A 16,443-nucleotide genomic window follows, 5' to 3' on the forward strand; every position below is an offset into this window, starting at 1 on the left:
CCGCGCGGCCGACATCGCTGGGACCGGCGGCTGACCGGCACGTACCAGCGGGCGGTGCGAGGGCCTCAGGCCGGGCTGCGCACCTCGACCCCGGCCCATTGTTCCACCACCTTCGCGATCGAGGTGAAGTCGCTGTCCGCGCCGAACAGGGCGCTGGTCACGCCGAGCATCTGGCGCACCGCGCTGCCCACCACCATCGGCACGCCCATCGCCTCCGCCTCGTCCACGCAGAGCCGGACGTCCTTGTGCGACAGGCCCGTGGTGAAGCCGAAATCGAAGGTGCGGGGGATGACGGCGCGGGGGAACTTGTCCTGCGTCGCGCTGTTGCGGCCGCTGCTGGCATTGATCACCTCGCACATCAGCGCGGGATCGAGGCCGGCCTTCACGCCCATGACGAGGGCCTCCGACGTGACCGCCAGCGCCGCCGCGGCGAGCAGGTTGTTGCAGAGCTTCATCACCTGCGCCTGGCCCGCGCCCTCGCCGCAGAAGAAGGGCTTGCCAAAGGCGCGCAGCAGCGGCTCCAGCGTGGCATAGGCATCGCGCGGGCCGGAGACCATCAGCGCGAGCGTGCCAGCCGCGGCCCCCGAGATGCCGCCGCTCACCGGGCAGTCGAGCATGGCACGCCCGGCCTCCGCGAAGCCCGCCGCGACCTCGCCCGCCACGCGCGGGCCGGTGGTGGACAGGTCGATGAAGACCCGCGCGCGCTGGCCGGCCAGGACGCCATCGGGCCCGAGCGCCACATCCCGCACCACGGCGGGGGTGGGCAGGCTGGCGAAGACGAGATCGGCGCGGTCCGCCACTTCCCGCACGCTTCCCGCCGCCGTGGCGCCCTGCGCGACCAGCGCCTGCACCGCACTCTCCGCCCGGTCGTAGACGACGAGGGCGTGTCCGGCCTGCAGCAGTCGCGCCGCCATGCGGCTGCCCATCTGGCCAAGCCCGACGAAGCCGAGCACCTGGTCCGCCATCAGCGGTTCCTCCCTTTTCATAGCTGGGGTCAGAAGCGCGAGCGCCGGTCCCGCCTATGGCGGGTCAGGTGCTGGCGCGGTGGATGATCTCGAAGCGCAGGTCGATCGAGACCCGGCTGGTCGAGCGGCCCTGGATCCGGTCGAGCAGCACCTCCGCGCTGCGCCGCCCGATCTCCAGCCGCGGCAGCCGCAGCGTGGTCACCGGCGGCACCAGATGCGCGAGCAGGTCGATGTTGTCGAAGGCGGCGATTGCCACCTTCTCCGGCACCGGCCAGCCCCGGCGGATGCATTCCAGCACCGCCCCGATCGCCAGCACGTCGCCGGCGAAGAAGATCGCATCGGGCGCGGCGCCGCCTTCCAGCAGGCGCAACAACGCCTCCGCGCCCGAGGCGAGGCCCGGCGGCATCTCCAGCATCAGCCGCGGATCGGCCGGCAGGCCGACTTCGGCAAGCGCTGCGCGGTAGCCTTCCTGCCGGTCGCGGCTGCGCGCATTGGTCGATGCCGGCAGGGTGACCAGGGCGATGCGCCGGTAGCCCAGCCGCGCCAGGTGCAGCGTCATGGCCTTCGCCGCATCGAAGTTCGAGTAGCTGACGACCATGTCGATCGGCGTCGGCGTCAGCGTGCCGTTCTCCGCCACCGGCACGCCGGACTGGCGGATCATTGCCACCGCCTCCGGGGTGTGGGTCGTGTCGTGCAGGATCAGCCCGGCCACGCGCTGGCCCAGGAAGGCACGGATCGCCGCCTCCTCCGCCACCGCGCTGTAGCCGCTGTCGGCGATCATCAACTGGTGGTCGTGCTGCCGCAGCACGTCCGAAATTCCCTGCACCGTGCTGGCGAAGAGCGAATTCTCGATGCTCGGCACCACCAGCCCGATCACATTGGAGCGGCGGGAGGAGAGGCTGCCGGCGAGCTTGTTCGGCACGTAGCCCACCGCGCGCACGGCTTCCTCCACGCGCCGGCGGACGTCGGCCGAGACCTTCCCGGGGTCCTTGAGCGCGCGCGAGACGGTCATGGTGGAGACCTGCGCCGTGCGCGCCACGTCGCGCATCCGCACGACGCCGGGGGCGGCCGGGCGCCGCTGTCCGTCTGGTCCTGTTGCGTCGTCCATGCCGGCAGGAGCCTTCCGTCTTCACGCTGCGCGCATCCCCGCGGGGAACGCCAGTGGCGACCATAGCGGCGGCATGGGGCAGGACGGAAGGCTTCAGCGGGCCGTGGCTCATGTCGCGGACCAGCCGCCGTCGATGGGCAGGGCGACGCCGGTGATGTCGCCCCCGGCCGGGCTGCACAAGAAGGCGACGGCCGCGCCGACCGCCGCGGGGTCGACGAAGCGGCCGGTCGGCTGCTTGCCGGCCAGGAAGCCGGCTTCCGCCTCGGCGCGCCCGCCGCCGCCGCCCATCGCCGCGCGGATTCGCGCCTCGATGTTCGGGGTCATGGTCGTGCCGGGGCAGAGCGCGTTGCAGGTGATGCCGCCCCCCGCCGTCTCCAGCGCCACGGCGCGGGTGAGGCCGATCAGCGCGGTCTTGGTGGTGACGTAGCCGACTCGCCCGGCCGCGCCGATCAGCCCGAAGATGGAGGACATGTTGATGATGCGCCCCCAGCCGCGTTCGCGCATGCCGGGCAGGGTCAGGCGGATCAGATGGAAGGCGGCCGAGAGGTTCACCGCCAGGTCCGCTTCCCAGTCCGCCGTGCTGGTCTGCTCGACGGGGCCGAAATGCCGGCTGGCGGCGTTGTTGACAAGGATGTCGACGGAATCGAGCGTGCTCACCATGGCCTCGATCGCGGCGGGGCTGGCGAGGTCGGCGTGGTGATAGCGGATGGACACGGCGTGCCGGCGGTCGATCTCCGCGACAGCGGCGGCACCCTCCGCCTCGGTCGCCAGGCCGTGCAGCACGATGTCGCAGCCGGCAGCGGCCAGCCTGGCCGCGACGGCATGTCCGATTCCTCCGGTGGAGCCAGTGACAAGTGCGGTCCGGCCGCGAAGTCCAAGGCCCAGCGTCTCGGGCGCGATCTCTGTGAGCGATACCATGCAGCGACCTTAGACGGCGTTACGGCATGTCGGCAAGGCTCGCACTTCTGGTCTTTGCGCCGCCAGTATGTGCGTGGTATCGATATCAAGACTTGGAGGGGCGATGATCGCGAAGCAGACACTGTTGGTCGGAAACCGGTCCGGCCACCTTCAGCCCCCGGGCGCGCCGGGCCTGGTGGAATCCACCGTGCCGCGGGTCCAGGCGCGCGGCGGCATGCCGAAGCGTCCGCGCTGATGTCCCTCACCGTTTCCGAGCGGCTCGGCGCCTTCGTCGCCGGCTCCGACTGGCGCGATATCACACCGGCGGTCCGGCGAGAGGCGACGCGCACGCTGCTGAACCATCTGGGCTGCGCGCTCGGCGTGGCGGGCGACCCTGCCGTGGGCGCCGCGCTGGACGTCATGCGCGCCTGCTCCGCCGCACCGACCGCGACGGTGGTGGGGCAGACCGCCCGGCTGGATGCGATGGGCGCGGCCTTCGTGAATGCGATCGCCGCCAATCTGCTCGACTACGACGACACGCATCTGCGCACGGTGATCCATCCGGCCGCACCCGTCGCGCCCCCCGTGCTGGCGCTCGCCGAACAGGAAGGACGCAGCGGCGCCGAGGCGCTGCACGCCTTCCTCCTCGGGGCCGAGGTCGCCTGCCGCGTCGGCAACGGCGTCTCGCCCGGTCATTACGCGCGGGGCTGGCACATCACCTCGACCTGCGGCGTGATCGGCGCGGCGGCGGGCTGCGCGCGGCTGCTCGGCCTTTCCGCCGCGCAGACGGCGCATGCGATCGGCATCGCGACGAGCCAGTCCGCCGGGACCGTCGAGAACCTGCCCTCCGCCGCGAAGAACGTCAGCGTCGGCAGTGCCGCGCGCAACGGCATCCTGGCGGCGCTGCTGGCCCGCTCCGGCTACGAGGCCGCGCCCCAGGCCATCGAGGGACCACTCGGTTGGGCCAGGGCGATGGGCGACGCGCCCGACACGGATGCCATGCTGGACGGCCTCGGCACCCAGTGGGAGGCCGCACGCAACACCTACAAGCCCTATCCGGCGGGCATCGTCTTTCATGCGGTCATCGACGCCTGCCTGGAGCTGCGCGAGCGGCTCGGCGCGCCCGATCCCGCATCCATCGCCGCGGTCGAGGTCGCCGGCGACGCGCTGCTGCTCGCGCGCGGCGACCGTGTGGTGAACAACGCGCGCGATGCGCGGGTGAGCATCCACCATTGCGCGGCACTCGGGCTGCTCCGCGGCCGGGCCGGGGTCGTCGATTTCGAGGCGCCCGCGGCCGCCGATCCGCTGCTCGCGGCCTTCCGGGCGAAGGTCACCGCGCGGCTCGACGAATCGCTGCCGCGGGGTGCTGCGCGGGTCACGCTGCATCTGGCCGACGGCCGGCGCGAGGAGGCGATGGTGGCCAGCCCGCGCGGCAGTGCTGGCCGGCCGCTGAGCGATGCGGAGCTGGATGCGAAATTCCGCGACAACGCCGCGCTCGGCGGTTTCGCGGCGAAGGCCGAGGCGCAGATTGCCGCGATTCGCGCGATCGCCGATGCCCCGGGTCTGGGCGCGATGATGCGCCTTCTGGCCGCGCCCTGACGGGCGGGGCCATACTGCTTTTTCCCAACCGTGTTGGAGCATGATGACGGTGTCCGAAGACTCAGCTTTGTTCGGCACCCGCGAATGTCTGGCGCTGGTGGCCGATACGTCGCTGTCGGGTGCCAGGGTGGCACGGGAACTCGACGTGATTGCGGCGATCCGCGGCAAGCCCCTGGCGGTGGTCAGTGACAACGGCACGGAACTGACATCGACCTCGATCCTGCGCTGGTCGCAGGAACGGCGGGTGGAACGGCGCTACATTGCCCCGGGCAAGCCGACCCAGAACGCGCTGCACGGCCAAAAAGGCGTTCAGCCCGCAGCCATGCCACCAGCGCCGGAAGGCCGAACACGCAGAGCGCCAACAGCGGCAAGTGCGCGGCGAAAACTGCGGCAGCGACACCCCGGCGCAGGCCGGACCGACGCTGGGGCGAAGTGCATTTAACGAAGCCTGGTGGCGGCCATCACCCAGGCTTCCCGTCCGCGCGCGGCCGCAGCAGGATGGGCCCATAAACCAGTAGAAACAGGCCGAAACCTGCAAGCCAAAACGCTCCCGCCAGCATCAGTGGCAACAGCCCGCCCCCGGTCAGCGCCGGCCCGAAGACCCGTGTGAGCGCCCCCAGAGCCACCAGCAGATAGGCCGCCACTGTCGCCGGGGACGCCACCAGGTCCCGCCCAGTATGCCCGAGCGTCGCGCGCGTCATCACGGCCAGGATCATCAGCGCCAGCGCGCCGGCACCCTGCAGGTGCAGCCAATGCAGCGCCCATGGCGCCTCCGCCAGCAGCCAAGCCGCTTTAGTGACCAGCGCCAGCGGCACGAAAGCGTAGGCGAAGTGCAGCACCCAAAGGATCGGCTTCCCCAGCGTCCGCAGACCATGCCAACGCGACAGGCGTAGCGCCGCCAGCAGCCCGGCCACCGCCGCCACGCTGCCTGCCAGCACGCCATCCGGCGCCACCAGATCCACCAACACGACCGCCAGCAGCGCGAGCAGCGCGCCCCGGTCGACCCCCGGCAGCGGATGCGGCGCGGCCGGGCGGTCGGTCTTGCGGAGCGCGTTCAGGGTAAAGGAGGGGATGATCCGCCCCCCGATCACACCCACCAGCGCCAGCGCCATGTTGGCCATCAAAAGCTCGCCAATGCGCCAGGTGTCACCCGGCCACCAGCTTGCGGCCTCACCCAGCATCAGCAGATCACCGGTCCAGAAGCCCAGCACCAACACCGGTGGGCCGAGCAGGCGCAGCTTGCCGGCTTTGATAAGGGACGGCACCAACAGCAGCAGCGTCGCCGGCAGCCCCGCCAGCGCGATCGGCGCCGCGATGCCGATGGGCAGCGGCGAGCCTGGAAAAAGCGAGAGGCGCCCGGCCAGGAACAGCGCCAGCACGACCAGCAGCGGCGCGCCGGAATAGCCGCGCCGTCCGGTCCAGTTCGGCACCGCGGTCAACAGGAAGCCGATGATGGCCGCGGCGATGAAGCCGGCCAGCATCTCGTGCCCGTGCCAGCGCGGCAAGGGCAGCGGCCCCTCCGGCACGGCGAGCCCCGCCAAGGCCGCAACCCACAGCCCCACCCCCACCGTGGCCCAGATTCCGGCCAGCAGGAAGAAGGGCCGGAAGCCATGCGCCAACAGGGCGAGCCCAGTAGAGACCCGGCGATCAGCGGTTGACATGGTCATGCCCGAGACTGCGGGAGCGACATTCAATGCGCCCCGTTCGTTACGGAGGCGCAGGTCACACCACCGTCCGGCGCGGCCTGGCCGGTCACGAGCGATGCCGTCAATGCGTCCTCATCCAGCGCCTCGAGCGCAACCTCGCGCGCCAGGTCGCCAGCGAAGGCCCGCCACTGATCGAGGTTGCGGTAGGGCACGGCAATGAGGACCGGGACCGACGCGCCGACGGCCTGGACGATGAGGTCGCGGAACCCGCCGCCCTCGGCTTCCGTCTTGCCGAATTTGTTCAGGATGAGGACCTGCGGCCTCTGCTCCAGCGCGGCCGAGACCAATTGCATCGCTCGCAGCAACTCGCCCACGTCGAGGCGGCAGCCCCGCGCATGCGGGCCCCGATCCTGCGAGATGGCGATGATCTCGCCGCTCGAAAGCTCCTCCAGAGCCATGTCGCAGCCGACCCGGCCGGCGCGCGCCTCGTCACGCTGCACGACACCGGCCAGGCGGCAACCCATCGCCTCGAGCCGCCGTGCCGTACCACGCAGGGCACGGTCTGCGGCAACGCTGTCCGTGTAGACCAGCGCGGTGAGTGCGGCTCGTTCTTGTGTCATGTTGTCCTCAGGCGAGAGGGAAGGGCGCTTCCGCAACAGGGCGGAGACGCGCTGTCGTCGAGCAGGAGCGCGGCGAAGGCTTCCGTCGCGTGGCGCCGCAGGGCGCTGCTGGGCTCGGCGGCCCGATGCACGCAGGTATCGACGGAAGGCAGCGCATCGCGCTCCGCGACCGAGGAGACATGCGGCCCGAGGTCACGCAGCAGCCCGTCATGCATTCCATAGATCCAGCCATGCACATGCAGCGGTAGGCCGCGCGTCCAGGCATTCTCGATCAGATGCGTCGCCGCAACCCGGCGCACCTGCATCTCGATGTTGATCTCGCACAGGCGGTCGAGCCGCTGCGCATCGTCGGTCATCGCGTCGAAAGCCGGGCGGTGCTTGCGGTAGTACATGGAAAGCGGTTGCAGCCAGTGATCCACGAGCGCGCAACGCTGCTCGACCAGCGCACGCTGCACGCCGCCGCACCCATAATGGCCGGCCACGATGACATGCTGCACGTGCAGCACGTCGATGGCGTATTCCAGCACCGAGAGGATGTTCATATCGCTGGTGTGGACGATGTTGGCGATGTTCCGGTGCACAAAGACCTCGCCCGGATCGAGCCCCAGCACGTCGTTGGCGGTGATGCGGCTATCGGAGCAGCCTATCCAGAGGTAGTTCGGCGTCTGCTGCTCGGAGAGTCGCCGGAAGAAGGTCGGGTCCTGTTCCGTTTTGCGATGCGCCCAGGCGACGTTGCGGTCGAACAAATGGTCGAGCGTGTGCGTCATGATGCGGCAACACCGTGTCGGGCGAGCGCTTCGAACCCTTGGGCGGGAAGCGGCAGCGCGGCTGTACGGCCGTCGAGCAGGTCATGAGGCCCGAGCATGAGCGGCAGAACGTCGAGCAGGGTTCCGTGCCGGGTATCCGCGTCCTGCGCGGCGAGGACCGCAAAGCCCGTGGCCTCCAGCAGAGGCGCCAGCCTTCCCGAGCCGTCCGGTCCGACCCGCTCCGCCCACAGGCACGCGTCGCGCTGGCGGATCCTGACCGGGATGAATTCCGTGCGGCCGGGCTTTCGGCGAGTGGTGAACCCGGCATGGGCCCGGATGACCGGAGCGGGGGCAAGGCCCATCATCCGCGCCAGCAGCGGCCGGACGAAGGCAATGGCTCCGGCCAGCGCAGCCATGGGGTTACCGGGCAGGCCGATGAACACCGCATCGCCAAGCCGCCCCGCTGCCAGCGGCTTGCCCGGCTTCATCGCGACCGACAGCACCGCCAGATCGCCGCCAATTTCGTGCACGGCGTCGCGTACATGGTCCTCGTCGCCGACCGAAATCCCGGCTGTGGTGATCACGAGATCCGCGTCGAGCGCAGCACTTCGAAGCGCCGCCCGCATCGCCGCGGCATCATCCGCAACAATCGCGACGGGCCTCACCACGGCCCCGCTGGCACGCAGCAGCGCCACCAGCATCGGCAGATTGGAGTCATGGATCTGTCCCGGCGCCAAGGTCTGGCCCGCTGCGCGAAGCTCACGGCCGCTCGAAACCAGGGTGATCCGTGGGCGCCGCCGTACCGGCACGGTGGAGGCACCCTGCGCCGCGAAGACGGCGATGTGGCGCCAATCCAGCAGGGTGCCTTCCGGGATCAGCGCCTGTCCGACCCGCATATCCTCCCCCCGGCGCCGGATGTTGGTTCCGATGTCGGGTATGTTGGCGACCTCTATGAGGTCGCCACGGCGGCGGATGCTCTCCTGTGCGATGACGGCATCCGCACCCGCTGGCAGCACAGCGCCCGTCAGGATGCGGCACACCTCGCCGACGGCGAGACAGGCCGGCGCCTCGCCCGCGGCGGACCGTCCCGTCACCGGCAACCAGGCGCCGGGCGTCAGCCCTTCAACGCGCACCGCATAGCCGTCCATGGCGGATTGATCGAACCTGGGCAGGTCGCTGGCCGCCCGGAACGGCTCGGCGAGAACGCGCCCCACGCAATCCGGCAGCCCGATTGTCTCGGCCGGCAACGGGGCGGGCGCCAAGCCCAGAACGCGGTCGAGAGCGGCACCGAAGGTCATGGTCCCGAGCGTGCAGCCGAATCCCGGGCTGATGGCATTCATGACGACCGGCGCACGGGTTTGGGCTGGCCATGGCCCTCATGGCCACAGCAGGACTGCTCGCTCGGCGCGGGGAAGGCCCGCGCCAGGATGGCCTGCAAGGCAGCCGCACCCGGCTGCGGCGAATTCGCCATCTTGCCGACCAGGTCGAGCCAGACTTCCTCGGTGCCATAATCGAGCAACTGACGGACGGTTGCCGCAACATAGATTCCGGGCGTCACGGCGTTTTCGTCGGCCGCACTCTTCACCCGCATCAGCAGCGCCTCGTCGGCGATGCTGGAGAGCAGCTCCTCCGCCGCCGCGGCATTGGTCAGGCCGCCCAGGATATGGCCAAGCATCGCCTGCTCCTCCTCCTACTGCACGAGGGGCGAGGTCGCACCCGCAATGTCAAAGCCGCTGATCCGCGCCTGCCCCGCCAGCACCGTCAGATACTGCGCCGCGGCGCGGCGCGAGGAACTCGCCTCCAGATAGGAGGCAATGCGGTCACGAACCTGCTCGAAGGGGAGCACGGCCCCATCGTCCTTGCGATCCAGGCGCAGGACATGCACCCCGTAGCGCGTGCGAACCACCTCGGGACAGGTTTGCCCCGCGGTCAGCGGCAACAGGGCCGCTTCGAACTCCGGCGTCGTATCGCCGCGCGCGACCTGCCCCAGGCGGCCGCCCTCGCTGGAGGAGGGGCAGGCGGAGAGTGCCTTGGCGATGCTCTCGAAGCGTTCGGGAAACGCCTGAACCTCCGCCAGCACAATTTCCGCCTGGGTAACGGCTTGCGCGTAGGCAGCCTTGTCGTCGCGCGCCGCCTTGAACAGGATGTGTAGCGGCTCATACAGGTCGGGGCTGCGGAAGCGCGCCTGATTGGCCAGGTAATAGCGGCGGCAATCCGCATCCTCGGCCGAAGGTGTCTTGACCTCCGCTTCGAGCAGCATGCGGATCAAGGCCTCCTCATCGGTCTCACGCAAGCCGTTCTCGCTGCGCGGCTCGGGAACCAGATTGAGCGCGCGGGCACGCTGCGACAGAAGCTCGCGCACCACCAGCGCCCGGGTTGCTGCTTCCCAGGCAATGACCGGGGACGCGGCTTTATGGTTCTGAACCTCGCGCGCGATATCGGCGTTGGCAATGATCGCTTCGTTCACGGCCACGATTCTGGGCGCGGCGGACCGCATGGTTTCGATGCGCATGGCTCAATCATTTCCCGCGACAGGGTGAGGCTGTGCGACCCCCACCCGGGGGGCGGTGAAGTTCGCCTTCGGCGTGTCGCCCGCAGGCTTGGGGCGCCCGACGATGCCGCGCGTGGTGCGGACGATCTGGAAGCCCTTGCGGCCAAGATACCAAATCGGCGCGCTCCAGACATGAACCAGGCGAGTGAAAGGGAAGACGAGGAAGATCGTCATGCCCAGAAAGAGATGCAGCTTGAAAATCGGGTTGACGTCAGCGACCACCACCGCGACGCCAGGGTTGAGCGTCATGATGCCCTGCGCCCAGGTCATGAACTTGAGCATCTCGTGCCCGTCGAGATGGTTCGCGGAAATTACGATGGTCGACAACCCGAGCGTGAGTTGCAGCCAGAGGATGAGCAGGATGGCGATATCGGCGAAGGTGGAGGTATTGCGGATACGCGCGTCGAACAGGCGGCGGTGCGCCAGCAGGGCGATACCGATCCAACAGGCGACGCCGGCGACGCCGCCTACGACCATGGCCAGAAGCTGTTTGAAGGTGTGGCTGATGCCGAGCGTATCGAACACGACCACCGGCGTCAGCAGCCCGACGAGATGACCACCAAAGATCGCCAGAATGCCGACATGCATAAGGTTCGAGCCCCAGGTGAGCTGGCGGCGCCGGAGCAACTGGCTGGAGCCGGTGCGCCAAGTGTACTGGGAATGGTCGAACCGCAGCAGGCTGCCGAGCAGGAACACGGTCAGCGCGACGTAGGGATACCAGCCGAAGAGGGCGTTGTTGAGCCAGGTGTCCATGATTGCTGCTCCCTAACTAAGCCGCCGACACGCGCTGGGGCGCGGCGTGCTGGATGTCCTTGCGTGCGTCACGTTGGCCGGCCCTGATCTGGTGCCGCAGACGGTCCGTACCGCAGGCATCAACCGCCTCCCCTGGACCGAAACGGACGGCGGCCTCCTCCCAGGACGCATCCATGGCCTCGAGGTCGTCGGGGTTGTCCTCGGGGATGTCGGACACCGCCAGCATCGGCGCCCCCGCGATGTCGGCGAGCGCTGCCATGACGGCCATGTAGCCCGTGCTGCGGGCCACGAGCCGGTCGGCCAAGGCTCGAAGGATCCCCGCTGGCTCGGCCAGCATCGCCCGCGCCTCGGCATCCGGGAGCAGCGACAGGAACTCGAGAAACAGCGGCAGGAAATCGGGCAGCTCGTCCGCGGCCATCTCCAACCCGTGCTCCTGGTAGAGCGTGATCAGATCGGCCATCGCCTGACCGCGATCGCGGCTTTCACCATGGATGTGCTCGAACAGATGCAGCGACAGCGTCCGGCTGCGATCAAACAGCGCGAAATACCGTTCCTGCAGCTCGTAGATGTCGGTTGTCGCAATCTCATCCAGGAAAGACTGGATGGGCGCGAGCGCGGCCGCATCGACGAGTCCCTCCTCGGCGATCGCCGCCGCGATCTCTTCCGTGGCACGCTGCATCGCCACGGTGGGATAGGACAGCAGGGCCGCCAGGGCGCGATAGGTGCGGGCCATCAGACGACCCCCTCTGTCGCCCTGGATCGCGGCTTGTTGCCGGCGAAGAGGTCGAAGCCGGTCCTGCTGCTGCTGCAATTGTCGCCGAAGGAGAAGCCGCAGGAGCCGCGCAGCTCGAAGGCATCTTCGCCGGTCTCGCGATGCGCCGTCGGGATGACGAAGCGGTCCTCGTAATTGGCGATGGCCATCAGCTGGTACATGTCCTCGATGTCGGCGGCGGTCAGGCCGACACGTTCGGCAATGCCATCATCCAGCACGGCATCGACGGTCTTCGACCGCATGAAGGCGCGCATCGCCAACATCCGTTCCAGCGCCAGCTGCACCGGCTCCGTGCGGCCCGCCGTCAGCAGGTTGGCCAAATACTCGACCGGGATGCGCAGGGACTTCACATCCGGCATGCCGCCGACCTCGCCGAGGTCACCCTTGGCAGCAGCCGCCTGGATCGGCGACAGCGGCGGCACATACCAGACCATGGGCAGGGTGCGGTATTCCGGGTGCAGCGGGAAGGCGATCTTCCAATCCATCGCCATCTTCCACACCGGCGAATGCTTGGCTGATTCGAGCCATGCCTCGGAGATGCCGTCCGCGCGCGCCTGGGCCTGCACCTTGGGGTCGTGCGGGTCGAGGAAGACCTTGAGCTGTTCCTCGTAAAGATCGCCGATGTCCGGCGCCGATGCGGCAACCTGGATCTGGTCGGCGTCATAGAGCACGACGCCAAGATAGCGGATGCGACCGACGCAGGTCTCGGAGCAGACGGTCGGCAGCCCGGCCTCGATGCGCGGGAAGCAGAAGGTGCATTTCTCGGACTTGCCGGAGGACCAGTTGTAATAGATTTTTTTGTATGGGCAGGCGGAGACGCACATGCGCCAGCCACGGCACTTGTCCTGGTCGATCAGGACGATGCCATCCTCCTCCCGCTTGTAGATGGCGCCGGAGGGGCAAGCCGCGACACAGGTCGGGTTCAGGCAGTGCTCGCACAGGCGCGGCAGATACATCATGAAGGTGTTTTCGAACTGGCCGTAGATATCCTTCTGGACACCTTCGAAGTTGACGTCCTTCGAGCGGCTGGAGAATTCGCCGCCCAGGATCTCTTCCCAGTTCGGCCCCCATTTGATCTTCTCCATCCGCTCACCGCTGATCAGCGAACGCGGGCGGGCGGTCGGCATGACCTTGCCCTCGGGCGCGGTCTGCAGATGAGCGTAATCGTAGGTGAAGGGCTCGTAGTAGTCGTCAATCTCGGGCAGATCGGGGTTGGCAAAGATGTTGGCCAGCACACGCCACTTGGCCCCGATGCGGGGCTCGATGGCGCCATCCGCGCGGCGCTTCCAGCCACCCTTCCAGCGCTTTTGGTTCTCCCAATCCTTGGGATAGCCGACGCCGGGCTTGGTCTCGACATTGTTGAACCAAGCGTATTCGACGCCCTCCCGGCTGGTCCACACATTCTTGCAGGTGACGGAGCAGGTGTGGCACCCGATGCACTTGTCCAGATTCAGCACCATGCCGATCTGCGCACGAACTCTCATGCCACGGTCTCCTTCTGCATGGTGGGCGTGGTTCCATCCAGCCAGTCGATCTTGTTCATGCGCCTGATGACAATGAACTCGTCGCGGTTGCTGCCGACGGTGCCGTAGTAGTTGAAGCCATAGGCCTGGTGGGCATAGCCACCGATCATGTGCGTGGGCTTGAGGACCGTGCGTGTGACCGAGTTGTGGATGCCGCCGCGCTGGCCGGTGATCTCGCTGCCAGGCATGTTCATGATCTTTTCCTGCGCATGGTACATCATGACCATGCCCGGATTGACCCGCTGCGAGACCACCGCCCGGGCGACCAGCGCGCCATTGGTGTTGTAGGCCTCGATCCAGTCGTTATCGACGATGCCGACCTTCTTCGCATCGGTCTCGCTGATCCAGATGCAGGGGCCGCCACGGCTGAGCGTCAGCATCAGCAGGTTGTCGGTGTAGGTGCTGTGGATACCCCACTTCTGATGCGGGGTCACGAAGTTCAGCGCGATCTCCGGATTGCCGTTCGAATGGCGGCCCTGCACAAGCGCCGTCGCCTTGGTATCCACCGGAGGCCGCCATGTGACCAGGGCCTCACCAAAGGCCCGCATCCACAAATGGTCCTGATACAGCTGCTGACGGCCGGTCAGCGTGCGCCAGGGGATGAACTCATGGACGTTGGTATAGCCCGCATTGTAGCAGACCTTGTCGCTCTCGATGCCGGACCAGGTCGGGGAGGAGATGATTTTCCGTGGCTGTGCGACGACATCGCGGAACCGGATCTTCTCATCCTCCTTGGCCAGCGCCAGATGCCGATGATCGAGGCCAGTCATGCGGCCGAGCGCTTCCCATGCCTTCACCGCAACCTCACCATTGGTTTCCGGTGCCAGGCTGAGGATGGCCTCGATCGCGTGGATATCCGTCTCCAGGCGCGGCTGCCCCGCGGCCGGGCCCTTGGCGACCGTGCCGTTGAGTGCTCGCAGGAACTCGACCTCGTGGTCGGTGTTCCAGCCGATGCCCTTGCCGCCATTGCCGGATTTCTCCAGCAGCGGCCCGATCGAGGTGAACCGGGCGTGCAGGCTGGGATAGTCTCGTTCGACCACCGTGACGGTCGGCATGGTGCGGCCCGGGATGGGCGCGATGCCGTCCCGCTTCCAATCGCTGACGCCATAGGGCTGCGCCAGCTCGCCAGGTGAGTCATGCAGTGTCGGCGTCAGCACGACATCGGTTTCACGGCCCAGCACCTCAGGGGCGATCTCGGAGAAGGTCCGAGCGATGTCCTTGTAGATCTGCCAATCCGTCCGAGCCTCCCATGCCGGGTCGACCGCGGCCGTCAGCGGGTGGATGAACGGGTGCATGTCCGAGGTATTGAGGTCGTTCTTTTCGTACCAGGTCGCCGTCGGCAGGATGATGTCGGAATAGACGCAGGTGGTGGACATGCGGAAATCCAGCGTGACCAGCAGGTCCAGCTTTCCCTCGGGCGCCTTGTCATGCCAGGTGACGTCCTGCGGATGCTCGCTGCCTTCCGTGCCGAGGTCCTTGCCCAGCACGCCATTCGTGGTGCCGAGCAGATGCTTGAGGAAATACTCATGCCCCTTGCCCGAGGACCCCAGCAGGTTCGAACGCCAGACGAACATGTTGCGCGGCCAGTTCTCCGGAGCGTCCGGGTCCTGGCAGGACATCTCCAGCGCACCGGACGACAGCCCCTGGGCGACATAGTCGCGAGGCTCGAGCCCCGCCGCCTTGGCCTTGGCCGCTATGGTCAGCGGGTTCTGCTTGAGCTGCGGTGCCGAGGGCAGCCAGCCCATGCGTTCGGCGCGCACGTTGTAGTCGATCAGGCTGCCGCTCCAATCGCCATCGGGTGCGGTGGGCGACAGGATCTCACTGACCTTCAGTGTCTCGTAGCGCCATTGGTCCGTATGTCCGTAGAAGAAGGACGTGCCGTTCATCTGGCGCGGTGGCTTCGCCCAGTCGGTTCCGAACGCGATCGGCACCCAACCCGTTTGCGGGCGGAGCTTCTCCTGGCCGACGTAGTGGGACCACCCGCCGCCGGATTGGCCGATGCAGCCGCAGAACACCAACATGTTGATGATGCCGCGATAGGCCATGTCCATGTGGTACCAATGGTTCAGCCCGGCGCCGAGGATCACCATGGAACGACCGTTGGTCTTCTCGGCATTGGTGGCAAACTCGCGCGCAACGTGGATGATATGCGCGCGGGGCACGCCGGTGATGTTCTCGGCCCAGGCGGGGGTGAACGGCTTGTCCTCGTCGTAGTCCCGGGCGACGTTGTCGCCCCCCAGGCCGCGGTCCAGCCCGTAATTGGCGCACATGAGGTCGAACACGGTGGCGACCAGCGTGTCGCCGTCCTTCAGCGCAAGGCTGCGTACCGGGACCTGGCGCGCCAGCACGTCGCCATGTTCGGTGGCCTTGAAGCCGTTCGTGGCCAGGCCGCCAAAGTAGGGGAAGCTGACGGAAGCGGTCGGGTTGTCGCCCGCCAGCGTCAGCTTCAGCGCCACGTCGCGGCCGTTGCTCTCGCGAGCCTCAAGGTTCCACTTGCCTTGCTGGCCCCAACGGAAGCCAACCGAGCCCAGCGGCACCACGGGCTGGCCATCCTGGTCGAAGGCCATGGTCTTCCAGGCGGCGTTGTTCGCCTCGCCCAGATTGTCGGCGAAGTCCTCGGCACGCAGCAGCCGCTCGGGCAGGTAGCCATCACCCTTGCGCACCAGGCGCACGAGCATCGGCAGGTCGGTGTAGCGGCGCGCGTAATCCTCGAAGTAGGGAACCGTGCGATCGAGGTAGTATTCGCGCAGGATGACGTGGCCGATGGCCAGGGCCAGTGCTGCGTCGGTGCCCTGCTTGGGATGCAGCCAGAGGTCGGCAAACTTCGTGGCCTCGGCGTAGTCGGGGGAGACGACGACGCTCTTGGTGCCCTTGTAGCGTACCTCGGTGTAGAAATGGGCGTCGGGCGTACGCGTCTGAGGGACATTGGAGCCCCAGATCATCAGGTAGCCTGCATTGTACCAGTCGGCACTTTCCGGCACGTCGGTCTGCTCGCCCCAGGTCTGCGGGCTCGCCGGAGGCAGATCGCAGTACCAATCGTAGAAGCTGAGGCAGACGCCTCCGAGCAGCGACAGATAGCGCGCGCCCGCTGCGTAGGAGACCATCGACATCGCTGGAATGGGTGAGAAGCCGATGACGCGATCGGGGCCGTGGGTCTTGACGGTATAGGGTAAGCGGTGGTTCCGGGCCCTTGTCGCTGCGGCTTGACGCTCAGCTGTTTTTCGCGGGCGCCCAGTGCCAGGGCATGAGCTCGTCGATGCGGC

15 protein-coding genes and 1 pseudogene are annotated in these 16,443 nt (G+C 67.9%); 3 read left to right on the forward strand and 13 right to left on the reverse strand.

Features of this window, described 5'->3' with window-relative positions; all coding sequences use genetic code 11:
* Nucleotides 1–65: 65 nt before the first annotated feature.
* From C8P66_RS20995 to C8P66_RS21005, 3 genes are all read right to left on the reverse strand, one after another.
* Nucleotides 66–965, reverse strand: a complete 900-nt coding sequence (locus tag C8P66_RS20995) for an NAD(P)-dependent oxidoreductase (RefSeq protein ID WP_111400262.1) — start codon at nucleotides 963–965, stop codon at nucleotides 66–68.
* Between the two features lie 64 nt (nucleotides 966–1,029).
* A complete protein-coding gene (locus tag C8P66_RS21000) occupies nucleotides 1,030–2,073 on the reverse strand; it encodes a LacI family DNA-binding transcriptional regulator (RefSeq protein ID WP_111400249.1) in 1,044 nt (347 codons plus the stop codon).
* A gap of 108 nt (nucleotides 2,074–2,181) precedes the next feature.
* On the reverse strand, nucleotides 2,182–2,991 hold the full coding sequence (locus C8P66_RS21005; protein ID WP_111400250.1) for an SDR family NAD(P)-dependent oxidoreductase: 810 nt from the start codon (nucleotides 2,989–2,991) through the stop codon (nucleotides 2,182–2,184).
* Between the two features lie 103 nt (nucleotides 2,992–3,094).
* Between C8P66_RS21005 and C8P66_RS24785 the strand changes: the two genes are divergently transcribed.
* From C8P66_RS24785 to C8P66_RS21015, 3 genes and pseudogenes are all read left to right on the forward strand, one after another.
* Nucleotides 3,095–3,226 (forward strand): hypothetical protein, encoded by a 132-nt coding sequence (locus tag C8P66_RS24785; RefSeq protein ID WP_281271366.1) that lies wholly within the window; start codon nucleotides 3,095–3,097, stop codon nucleotides 3,224–3,226.
* A complete protein-coding gene (locus tag C8P66_RS21010; RefSeq protein WP_111400251.1) occupies nucleotides 3,226–4,569 on the forward strand; it encodes an MmgE/PrpD family protein in 1,344 nt (447 codons plus the stop codon). Before C8P66_RS24785 ends, C8P66_RS21010 begins: the two co-directional genes overlap by 1 nt.
* Before the next feature lie 76 nt (nucleotides 4,570–4,645).
* Nucleotides 4,646–4,855: pseudogene (locus C8P66_RS21015) on the forward strand (DDE-type integrase/transposase/recombinase); the annotation flags it as partial.
* A gap of 175 nt (nucleotides 4,856–5,030) precedes the next feature.
* Here C8P66_RS21015 and C8P66_RS21020 read toward each other — a convergent pair.
* The 10 genes from C8P66_RS21020 to C8P66_RS21065 form a co-directional block, all read right to left on the reverse strand.
* Complete coding sequence (locus tag C8P66_RS21020; RefSeq protein WP_111400252.1) at nucleotides 5,031–6,236, reverse strand: NnrS family protein; 1,206 nt, start codon at nucleotides 6,234–6,236, stop codon at nucleotides 5,031–5,033.
* Nucleotides 6,237–6,259: 23 nt separating this feature from the next.
* Nucleotides 6,260–6,835, reverse strand: a complete 576-nt coding sequence (locus C8P66_RS21025) for a DUF2478 domain-containing protein (protein WP_111400253.1) — start codon at nucleotides 6,833–6,835, stop codon at nucleotides 6,260–6,262.
* The gene (locus C8P66_RS21030) at nucleotides 6,832–7,581 is read right to left on the reverse strand and encodes a carbonic anhydrase (RefSeq protein WP_245903714.1); all 750 of its coding nucleotides are present in this window, start codon (nucleotides 7,579–7,581) and stop codon (nucleotides 6,832–6,834) included. The genes C8P66_RS21025 and C8P66_RS21030 overlap by 4 nt, the downstream gene beginning before the upstream one ends.
* 17 nt (nucleotides 7,582–7,598) lie before the next feature.
* The gene (locus C8P66_RS21035) at nucleotides 7,599–8,921 is read right to left on the reverse strand and encodes a molybdopterin molybdotransferase MoeA (RefSeq protein WP_111400255.1); all 1,323 of its coding nucleotides are present in this window, start codon (nucleotides 8,919–8,921) and stop codon (nucleotides 7,599–7,601) included.
* Nucleotides 8,918–9,256 carry a hypothetical protein gene (locus tag C8P66_RS21040; RefSeq protein WP_111400256.1) on the reverse strand — a complete coding sequence of 113 codons (339 nt, stop codon included), beginning with the start codon at nucleotides 9,254–9,256 and terminating at the stop codon, nucleotides 8,918–8,920. Before C8P66_RS21040 ends, C8P66_RS21035 begins: the two co-directional genes overlap by 4 nt.
* Nucleotides 9,257–9,271: 15 nt before the next feature.
* Entirely contained in the window at nucleotides 9,272–10,093 is an 822-nt protein-coding gene (locus C8P66_RS21045; RefSeq protein WP_111400257.1) for a peptidylprolyl isomerase, read from the reverse strand.
* A gap of 3 nt (nucleotides 10,094–10,096) precedes the next feature.
* Nucleotides 10,097–10,885 (reverse strand): respiratory nitrate reductase subunit gamma, encoded by a 789-nt coding sequence (narI, locus tag C8P66_RS21050; RefSeq protein ID WP_111400258.1) that lies wholly within the window; start codon nucleotides 10,883–10,885, stop codon nucleotides 10,097–10,099.
* Between the two features lie 16 nt (nucleotides 10,886–10,901).
* Complete coding sequence (narJ, locus tag C8P66_RS21055) at nucleotides 10,902–11,618, reverse strand: nitrate reductase molybdenum cofactor assembly chaperone (protein WP_111400259.1); 717 nt, start codon at nucleotides 11,616–11,618, stop codon at nucleotides 10,902–10,904.
* The gene (gene narH / locus C8P66_RS21060) at nucleotides 11,618–13,141 is read right to left on the reverse strand and encodes a nitrate reductase subunit beta (protein ID WP_111400260.1); all 1,524 of its coding nucleotides are present in this window, start codon (nucleotides 13,139–13,141) and stop codon (nucleotides 11,618–11,620) included. Before narH ends, narJ begins: the two co-directional genes overlap by 1 nt.
* On the reverse strand, nucleotides 13,138–16,443 hold a 3,306-nt coding region (locus C8P66_RS21065), incomplete at its 5' end, for a nitrate reductase subunit alpha (protein WP_111400263.1). The genes narH and C8P66_RS21065, both read right to left, overlap by 4 nt.

It is taken from the genome of Humitalea rosea (assembly GCF_003253705.1).
Taxonomy (GTDB): domain Bacteria; phylum Pseudomonadota; class Alphaproteobacteria; order Acetobacterales; family Acetobacteraceae; genus Humitalea; species Humitalea rosea.

Excerpts from the sequence above, each read along its gene's own strand:
- narH (WP_111400260.1), bottom strand. The coding sequence starts at position 13,141 with ATGAGAGTTCGTGCGCAGATCGGCATGGTGCTGAATCTGGACAAGTGC.
- C8P66_RS21040 (WP_111400256.1), bottom strand. The coding sequence starts at position 9,256 with ATGCTTGGCCATATCCTGGGCGGCCTGACCAATGCCGCGGCGGCGGAG.
- C8P66_RS21025 (WP_111400253.1), bottom strand. The coding sequence starts at position 6,835 with ATGACACAAGAACGAGCCGCACTCACCGCGCTGGTCTACACGGACAGC.
- C8P66_RS21045 (WP_111400257.1), bottom strand. The coding sequence starts at position 10,093 with ATGCGCATCGAAACCATGCGGTCCGCCGCGCCCAGAATCGTGGCCGTG.
- C8P66_RS21035 (WP_111400255.1), bottom strand. The coding sequence starts at position 8,921 with ATGAATGCCATCAGCCCGGGATTCGGCTGCACGCTCGGGACCATGACC.
- narI (WP_111400258.1), bottom strand. The coding sequence starts at position 10,885 with ATGGACACCTGGCTCAACAACGCCCTCTTCGGCTGGTATCCCTACGTC.
- C8P66_RS21020 (WP_111400252.1), bottom strand. The coding sequence starts at position 6,236 with ATGACCATGTCAACCGCTGATCGCCGGGTCTCTACTGGGCTCGCCCTG.
- C8P66_RS21000 (WP_111400249.1), bottom strand. The coding sequence starts at position 2,073 with ATGGACGACGCAACAGGACCAGACGGACAGCGGCGCCCGGCCGCCCCC.
- narJ (WP_111400259.1), bottom strand. The coding sequence starts at position 11,618 with ATGGCCCGCACCTATCGCGCCCTGGCGGCCCTGCTGTCCTATCCCACC.
- C8P66_RS21010 (WP_111400251.1), top strand. The coding sequence starts at position 3,226 with ATGTCCCTCACCGTTTCCGAGCGGCTCGGCGCCTTCGTCGCCGGCTCC.
- C8P66_RS24785 (WP_281271366.1), top strand. The coding sequence starts at position 3,095 with ATGATCGCGAAGCAGACACTGTTGGTCGGAAACCGGTCCGGCCACCTT.
- C8P66_RS21005 (WP_111400250.1), bottom strand. The coding sequence starts at position 2,991 with ATGGTATCGCTCACAGAGATCGCGCCCGAGACGCTGGGCCTTGGACTT.
- C8P66_RS20995 (WP_111400262.1), bottom strand. The coding sequence starts at position 965 with ATGGCGGACCAGGTGCTCGGCTTCGTCGGGCTTGGCCAGATGGGCAGC.